Origin of the sequence: Ensifer sp. 22460 (assembly GCF_052044935.1) — a bacterium.
In the GTDB taxonomy this organism is placed as follows: Bacteria; Pseudomonadota; Alphaproteobacteria; order Rhizobiales; family Rhizobiaceae; genus Ensifer.
The window spans coordinates 1-7,712 of record NZ_JBQENZ010000062.1; the positions used below are offsets into that span (position 1 = coordinate 1).

The following is a 7,712-nucleotide window of genomic DNA, read 5'->3' on the forward strand; positions in this document are numbered from 1 at the left end:
CACAAAATACCACTTTATGGAATTCACTGCGACGATGCGAATGACACTCCACACCGACTATGCCCTGCGCATGCTGATCTTCGCCGCGACGCGACGGAACGGCACATGCACGGTCAATGACGTGGCGCAAGCCTATGGGCTTTCACGCAACCACCTCCTTAAGGTGGCGCAGACTTTGCGCGACCTCGGAATCGTCGAAACGACGCGCGGGCGTGCGGGCGGCATCCGGCTCGCGAAGACACCGGAGGAGATCGCTGTTGGCGCGCTGGTGCGAGCGACCGAGGAGGAGTTCGCGCTGGCCGAATGCATGCAAGCAGGAGGGCACAGCTGCGTGATTTCGCCAGCCTGTCAGCTCAAAGGCATGCTGCACGAGGCGCTAGGCGCGTTCCTCGCCGTGCTCGACAAGTATACGCTAGCCGACATCGTGCGGAACCGGGCGGCGCTCGGCCCGCTGCTCGACATCAATGCGAACGCCGCGTGAGACGAAGGGGGACTGGATGGTATCGGGATTGATGATTGCTGCGCTCCACATGCCGCATCCGCTGGAGTTCGCCATGCACCTGCTCGACCGGGCGCCTCGCATCGTCCATTGCGTTCGCCTTGCCATCGCCTTCGACGGCGGCGAGAGTTCCTTGCTCGTTGCGCCGACTGCGCGCGAGACGCTGTCATGATGGAAATCAACACTCAGCCGCTCGTTCTTTCCCGCGATGCAGCAGGCGAATTCCTGTTGCCGGCAGAGATGCTTGCGGCACGCTTCAGCTGGCCGACGCAAACCTTGCGCGACTACATGCGCCGCGGCCTGGTCTCCTCCCGTGTGGAACGCGGGGTAGGAGAGGATGACGGCCGCTGGCGCCTTTCTGTGCGCTGCGGCAATCGGCGCTGGCAGGCAATCGTCGAGGCGGACGGCTCAGTCAGGACGCAGCGCGTAGACGTTCTTCCCACAATCCCACACACCGCGCAGCGGTAGAAACAGGCCACCAACTGCAATAGGCCGCTGACGTCCCGGAGGCAGCCTCTCTACGGTGGCCCGCCAACCAGCCTGGCTCTGCTCCAGTTCCCCTATCCAGTGGAGCGCATTTAAGAGGCGCCCGCCTCGTAGGTTACGCCCCGTCCCCCCCCTGAAACGGCTGCCTAGACAAAGATCATCACGGCCGCGTAGCCAATTGCAACCAGCACAAGCCCGACGACAAGCATCGGCATCAGGCTGCTGCCATTGAGATCTCTGCCGCTCACCTGCTCGCCAGAAAAAGCCAAGGGCTTGCGTACTTCGTCCGTATCCATGGGCGTTCTCCGTTAATGTAGCATATTAAATACCACATTAACGCGAGGATGCGACGTGACAAAATACCGCTCTGCCACTGGGCGATAATCTTGGCGAACGGCGAGCGGGAGCCATGTCGCGCCAACCAGCACATGTTTTCTAACGGGCGGATGAAACCGGCTTCTTATGCAGGAAACGTCGGCAGCACTGTCACGGATGGTTACTGTTCAGGCTCGTAGTCATCCGGCGCCCCCAGACCATGCGAATGTTCAACGCTATAGTCACCCCACGTCCACACCTGGATGTTTGGTTTGTTTACGACCAATCCAACGGGCCAGCCATCTTGAGTGGCGCGGTGCCTTCCCTGTTCAACCCAAACCGCCGCTCCTGCGCGCCGCTTAGTCCCAGACAAGTTGCCGGTCTCGCTGATAGGGTGCGGCGTGATTTCGATTGTCTCCTGGAGCGTGCCGGTCATCCTCGGCGCTGCACCGCAACTGAATTTCGTGGTACCGTGCGGGGGTCATACTCGGGGGCTACGCGCTGTTGTTGGCTCAGGCCTTTTCATCGCCACTTTCATGCTGCGCGACCGGCTCGACACGTGCCCACCTGCTAACCACGCGATAGCCGTTGTGGCGATGAAAATGCTAAAAGCGGCGAGCGAAAGCGGCCAGGTTTAGGGTCGCCCGCGACTTGAAAGACTGCTCCCCAACAACCCTTTTTTCGGAAGCGTACCCAAACCGGGAAATCAGACCTTCCCTTTCGTGAGATTTGCCGCCAACGTACATCAGCAACGCTGGTTGGACTGTAATTCTCCGGAAGGGAGAGATGGCTTGCTCGATATCCGAGAGGTAGGGTGCTCCAGCGTCGACCCGCGGTAGTCGAACGCTTCTTTTTTTGCGCAGTTTACTTCCATCAACCGCAGGCTCGAATTTGAATGTCAGCAAATTTATGTCGTCGGCTTCATGAAACCTAGCAGCCTCAACGTACTGGTCATCGATGAAAACCGCATTCGCGCATCAGTCATTGAAGACGGGTTGCGGGATGCAGGATATGTTCAGGTGACAATCATTGCCGACATGAATGGACTTGCCAGGAAGATCACCGAGATCGACCCCGATGTCATCGTCATCGATCTCGAGAATCCCAACCGGGACATGTTGGAAAGCATGTTCCAGATATCACGTGCGGTAAAACGACCTATCGCGATGTTCGTCGACAAGTCCGACGAAGCATCGATCGAAGCGGCTGTGGACGCAGGCGTCTCTGCATACATTGTCGACGGTCTGAAGCAGGAACGCGTGCGCCCCATCCTCAAAATGGCAATTAGCCGTTTCAATGCGTTTTCGCGACTGAGCCGGGAGCTCGAAGAAGCGCGTGGCGAGTTGGAAAACCGCAAGTTGATCGACCGGGCCAAAGCGGTGCTGATGCGCACCCGGGGGCTATCTGAAGAAGAGGCCTATGCATTATTGCGGCGAACGGCCATGGGTCAGAATCGGAAAATCGTCGAGATCGCTCAAAGCCTTATCACCGCGGCAAGCCTGCTCGATCCCGGAGCTGATGTATGAAGAAGTACAGGCATGAAATCACGGCGGGCTTCCTGCCACTTCTCGATAGCGCTCTCCTGATCGTCGCCAAAGAGAAGGGCTTTGCGGAAATCGAGCAGATCGACCTTACGCTCGTGCGTGAACGATCCTGGGCAACAGTCCGAGACAGGCTGGCTGTCGGACATTTCGAGGTAGCCCACATTCTTGCGCCCATGCCGATTGCCTGCAATCTCGGGCTGACCGCGCCTGCACCGCGGATGATCGTTCCAATGGCGCTGGGGCTCGGCGGCAATGCCATCACTGTGTCGGGCGGCCTTTGGTGGCAGATGATCGACAACGGTGCGACCGCTGACCTCGATGCCCGCTCAAGCGGCGACGCGTTACGGAAAGTGATCACACAACGGGCAGGCGACCGGCTTCGGTTCGGGGTCGTGCATCCCTACTCCGCGCATAATTACGAACTGCGGTACTGGCTTGCGGCGAGTGGCATCGATCCCGAACGCGAGGTCGAAATTGTAACGCTGCCTCCCGCGGATATGGGCAACGCACTGAAAGACGGGACAATTGACGGCTATTGCGCCGGCGAACCCTGGAACACATTTGGCGTTCTCAAACGGGGAGCGCATCTCGCGACCGTCAAGGCAGCGATATGGAAGTCCAGTCCGGAAAAGGTGCTCGGCGTCAACGCACGCTGGGCTGATAGTCATCCCGAAGCGCTCGCCGCTCTGCTAAGAGCGATCTACAATGCGTCCGTCTGGTGCGCCGAGCCGGGCAATCATGAGGAACTTGCCCGATTGCTCTCGGGAGACGCCTACATAAACAAGTCTGCGGAATGGCTGCGACCCGCGCTGACGGGAGAACTCAAAATTGGCCTGCGTTACAAACAGACTGTGAAGGACTTTTTTGTCCCGAACGCTAAAGCCGCTACCTTTCCATGGAAGAGCCATGCACTCTGGTTCTACACTCAGATGGTTCGCTGGGGGCAGATCGAACATACCGGGCCCCATCAGCGGGTCGCGGGCAATACCTATAGGCCAGACATCTACCGAAGCGCGTTGAAGTCATTGGGTATCGCCATGCCCGCTGCAAGTTCCAAGGTCGAAGGTGCGTTGGGCATGGAGACTCCGGTCGGCTCCAGCGGCGCATTGACGCTCGGTCCTGACGGATTCTTCGACGGAAACCTGTTTGATCCCGATTGCATCGACGAATATCTGTCTGCCCAAAAGCAGCCGTGAGCTCTGCTCATAAACTGTGCAGTGCACAATTTTTAGCGCCGTCAGCCGATGTTTTTGGCCACTGCCTCAGTCCAGTTGGGCAGGATTCCGCCAAAAAGGCGCGAAACCATACCAATTCTGAAACTGGCACGGCCCTTGCATTGTAATTTCTGAGCCGAGAGGCCGCACAGCGTCCAACGACGGGCGCTTCACGCAAAGTCGCTGAGCGGGATATTCCGAGTACTTTCGTACTCGGCACCTGACGTGCCCCTTTCCGCATTTCTGACCCTCAACGTTTCATGGGCACGACCTTGTCGGGCCACGGAGAAGTCATGTCTAGTTCTAAGAAAAGCTGTTCGATGTATACCGGCGAACCCGCGAAAGCACTGTGGATCTCCACGGGTGCCTTCACGGTCTGTTTCGCGGTCTGGACGATCTTTGCGATCATCGGCGTTCGCATCAAGCAGGATCTCGGCCTCTCCGAGGCGCAATTCGGCTTGTTGGTTGGCACGCCCATCCTGACTGGTTCCGTCGTCCGTCTCGTCCTTGGAATCTGGACCGGGCGTTATGGTGGTCGTTTGGTCTACACGCTCACCATGCTGGCATCGGCACTGGCGACCTTCCTGCTGAGCTACGCCACGACCTACACGGAAATGCTCATTGCGGGCCTCGGGGTCGGTCTCGCCGGCGGATCCTTTGCGGTCGGCGTTGCTTACGTTTCACCGTTCTTTCCGCCGGAAAGACAGGGAACAGCGCTCGGCATCTTCGGCGCGGGCAATGTCGGCGCCGCCGTGACGAAGTTCGCAGCACCCTTCGTGCTGATCGCATGGGGGTGGCAGACAGTTGCCGAAATCTGGGCCCTCGTGCTTGCCGCAACAGCAATCATTTTCTGGTTTTCGACCACCGATGATCCTGCGTTTCGTGAGCGCCGGAATCGCGGCGTCGTATCCAAGAGCCTTCTGCAGGAATTTTCTCCGCTGAAGAACATTCAGGTCTGGCGCTTCTCGCTCTATTACTTCTTCGCTTTCGGCGGCTTCGTCGCGCTTTCGCTCTGGCTGCCGCGTTATCTCGTCGGCGTCTACGGCTTCGATATCGCCGTGGCAGGCATGGTTGCCGCCGCCTATTCCATCCCAGGCAGCATCTTCCGCGCCTTCGGCGGCATGCTTTCTGACCGCAAGGGCGCGCGCACGGTCATGTACTGGATGCTCGGCGTCTCTGCGGTGGCTACACTGATCCTGTCGCTGCCGGCAGCGAGCGAGGGGCATGCCTTCGGCATTACGCCTGCCGTTTTCATCGTCACGGTCTTCGTGCTCGGTTTCGTCATGAGCCTCGGCAAGGCCGCCGTCTACAAGCACATCCCGGCCTATTATCCGGAGAACGTCGGTGCCGTCGGCGGCATCGTCGGGATGATGGGTGGCCTCGGCGGCTTCTTGCTCCCAATCGCCTTCGGCCTTCTCAAGGACATGACCGGCCTCTGGTCGAGCTGTTTTCTGCTGCTTTTTGCGATCGTCGCGATCTCTCTCATCTGGATGCACGTGTCCGTAACGCGGATGCAACGTCGGGCGCATTCTGCAACCGCCACGGCAACTGCCTAACCTAGGAACTGGAATCATGACTCAAAAGCTCGTCATCATTGGCAACGGCATGGCGCCCGGACGCATGCTGGAGCACCTTTTCGAACAGGCCCCAGAGCAGTACCAGGTCACGATCTTCAACGCCGAGCCGCGCGTCAATTACGACCGCATCATGCTGTCGCCGGTGCTGTCGGGCGAGAAGGACTACGAAGAAATCATCATCCATGGCGACGGATGGTACATCAAGCATGGCATCACCCTCTACAAGGGGCACAAGATCGTCGCCATCAATCGTGATGCCAAAACCGTCACTTCCGACCACGGCGTCATCGAGAGTTACGACAAGCTGGTGATCGCGACCGGCTCCGTCCCCTTCATCATTCCGGTGCCCGGCAAGGATCTGCCCGGCGTCATTACCTACCGCGACCTCGACGACGTGCAGGCCATGCTGCTTGCGGCCCAGTCGCGCGAAAAGGCGGTGGTCATCGGCGGCGGCCTGCTCGGGCTTGAAGCGGCAGCCGGCCTTGCCTCGCGTGGCATGGACGTCACCGTGCTGCACGTCATGCCGACCTTGATGGAACGGCAGCTCGATCCGGCTGCCGGTTATCTGCTGCAGAAGGCTGTCGAAGATCGCGGCATCAAGGTCATCTGTAAGGCCAACACGAAGGCGATCATTGGCGACGGGAAGGTCGAGGGCATCGAGCTCGACGACGGCCGCATCATCCCGGCGACACTGGTGGTGATGGCAGTCGGTATCCGACCGAACGCGGGCATAGCCAAGGACGCTGGCCTTGCGGTCAACCGCGGCATCGTCGTCGACGACGGTATGATGACCTCCGATGGGGACATCATGGCGCTCGGCGAATGCGCCGAGGTCGGCGGCATGGTCTACGGTCTCGTCGCTCCACTCTACGAGATGGCTCGCGTCGCAGCATCGCATCTGGCCGGAGATCGCTCGCCTGCCTTCGTCCATTCCGATACCCCGACGAAGCTGAAGGTGACCGGCATCAACCTGTTCTCGCTTGGCGATTTCGCCGACGGTGATGACCGCGAGGAGATTGTGCTCCGCGATGCAGCGGGCGGCCTCTACAAGAGGGTCGTGTTGAAGGACAACCGCATCATCGGCACGGTGCTCTACGGAGAAACGGCCGACGGTGCCTGGTTCAACGATCTCAAGAAGAAGCAGACCGATATTTCCGATATGCGGGAAACCTTGATCTTCGGTCAGGCCTACCAGGGAGGGTCCCCGCTGGACCCTATGGCGGCCGTTGCAGCCTTGCCGGATGATGCGGAGATCTGCGGCTGCAACGGCGTCTGCAAGGGCAAGATCGTCTCGACGATCACCGGAAAGAACCTGACCTCGCTTGACGACGTGCGTGCCCATACCAAGGCGTCCGCCTCCTGCGGCTCCTGCACCGGCCTTGTCGAACAACTGATGACGCTGACGCTCGGCGACACCTACAATCCGGCCGCCGTGCAGCCGATGTGCACCTGCACCGAACTCGGCCATGACGATGTTCGCCGGCTGATCAAGGCCAAGGGTCTGAAGACAATTCCGGCCGTCATGCAGGAGTTGGAGTGGAAGACCTCCTGCGGCTGCGCCAAGTGCCGACCGGCGCTCAACTACTACCTCGTCTGCGACTGGCCGGACGAATATGCCGACGACTACCAGTCGCGTTTCATCAACGAGCGCGTCCACGCCAATATCCAGAAGGACGGCACCTATTCGGTGGTGCCGCGCATGTGGGGCGGCGTCACCAATTCCGGGGAATTGCGGGCGATCGCCGACGTGGTCGACAAGTTCGATATCCCCCTGGTCAAGGTGACGGGAGGCCAGCGCATCGACCTGCTCGGCATCGAGAAGGAAGACCTGCCGGCGGTCTGGGCGGATCTCGGCAAGGCCGGCTTCGTCTCCGGCCAGGCCTATGCCAAGGGGCTGCGCACGGTGAAGACCTGCGTCGGCTCCGACTGGTGCCGCTTCGGTACTCAGGATTCGACGGGGCTCGGCATCCGCATCGAAAAGTTCATGTGGGGCTCGTGGACGCCGGCCAAGCTGAAGATGGCGGTCTCCGGCTGTCCGCGAAATTGTGCCGAAGCCACCTGCAAGGATATCGGCGTC

General features: G+C 59.8%; 8 protein-coding genes. 7 read left to right on the plus strand and 1 reads right to left on the minus strand.

Annotated features, from left to right (window positions below; translation table 11 throughout):
- The 3 genes from ACTJKM_RS35810 to ACTJKM_RS35820 form a co-directional block, all read left to right on the plus strand.
- Positions 1-481: RrF2 family transcriptional regulator (locus tag ACTJKM_RS35810; protein ID WP_440661877.1), on the plus strand; the 481-nt coding region annotated here is incomplete at its 5' end.
- A gap of 16 nt (positions 482-497) precedes the next feature.
- Positions 498-671 carry a hypothetical protein gene (locus ACTJKM_RS35815; RefSeq protein ID WP_156436768.1) on the plus strand — a complete coding sequence of 58 codons (174 nt, stop codon included), beginning with the start codon at positions 498-500 and terminating at the stop codon, positions 669-671.
- Positions 668-967: a DUF6522 family protein gene (locus ACTJKM_RS35820; RefSeq protein ID WP_156436769.1), complete on the plus strand. Its 300-nt coding sequence runs from the start codon at positions 668-670 to the stop codon at positions 965-967. Before ACTJKM_RS35815 ends, ACTJKM_RS35820 begins: the two co-directional genes overlap by 4 nt.
- Before the next feature lie 164 nt (positions 968-1,131).
- Here the strand turns inward: ACTJKM_RS35820 and ACTJKM_RS35825 are convergent, their stop codons facing one another.
- Positions 1,132-1,281 carry a hypothetical protein gene (locus tag ACTJKM_RS35825; protein ID WP_197423391.1) on the minus strand — a complete coding sequence of 50 codons (150 nt, stop codon included), beginning with the start codon at positions 1,279-1,281 and terminating at the stop codon, positions 1,132-1,134.
- Positions 1,282-2,223: 942 nt separating this feature from the next.
- On the opposite strand from ACTJKM_RS35825, the gene ACTJKM_RS35830 reads away from it, so the two are divergent.
- The 4 genes from ACTJKM_RS35830 to nirB all read left to right on the plus strand — a co-directional run.
- The gene (locus ACTJKM_RS35830; RefSeq protein WP_058325798.1) at positions 2,224-2,826 is read left to right on the plus strand and encodes an ANTAR domain-containing response regulator; all 603 of its coding nucleotides are present in this window, start codon (positions 2,224-2,226) and stop codon (positions 2,824-2,826) included.
- Positions 2,823-4,040: a CmpA/NrtA family ABC transporter substrate-binding protein gene (locus ACTJKM_RS35835; RefSeq protein WP_058325799.1), complete on the plus strand. Its 1,218-nt coding sequence runs from the start codon at positions 2,823-2,825 to the stop codon at positions 4,038-4,040. Before ACTJKM_RS35830 ends, ACTJKM_RS35835 begins: the two co-directional genes overlap by 4 nt.
- Positions 4,041-4,351: 311 nt before the next feature.
- Positions 4,352-5,614 carry an MFS transporter gene (locus tag ACTJKM_RS35840; RefSeq protein WP_058325800.1) on the plus strand — a complete coding sequence of 421 codons (1,263 nt, stop codon included), beginning with the start codon at positions 4,352-4,354 and terminating at the stop codon, positions 5,612-5,614.
- A gap of 16 nt (positions 5,615-5,630) precedes the next feature.
- Positions 5,631-7,712: nitrite reductase large subunit NirB (gene nirB, locus ACTJKM_RS35845; protein WP_440661878.1), on the plus strand; the 2,082-nt coding region annotated here is incomplete at its 3' end.

Coding starts and splice junctions, on each gene's coding strand:
- ACTJKM_RS35835 (WP_058325799.1), top strand. CDS start 2,823: ATGAAGAAGTACAGGCATGAAATCACGGCGGGCTTCCTGCCACTTCTC.
- ACTJKM_RS35830 (WP_058325798.1), top strand. CDS start 2,224: ATGAAACCTAGCAGCCTCAACGTACTGGTCATCGATGAAAACCGCATT.
- ACTJKM_RS35815 (WP_156436768.1), top strand. CDS start 498: ATGGTATCGGGATTGATGATTGCTGCGCTCCACATGCCGCATCCGCTG.
- ACTJKM_RS35825 (WP_197423391.1), bottom strand. CDS start 1,281: ATGGATACGGACGAAGTACGCAAGCCCTTGGCTTTTTCTGGCGAGCAG.
- ACTJKM_RS35840 (WP_058325800.1), top strand. CDS start 4,352: ATGTCTAGTTCTAAGAAAAGCTGTTCGATGTATACCGGCGAACCCGCG.
- ACTJKM_RS35820 (WP_156436769.1), top strand. CDS start 668: ATGATGGAAATCAACACTCAGCCGCTCGTTCTTTCCCGCGATGCAGCA.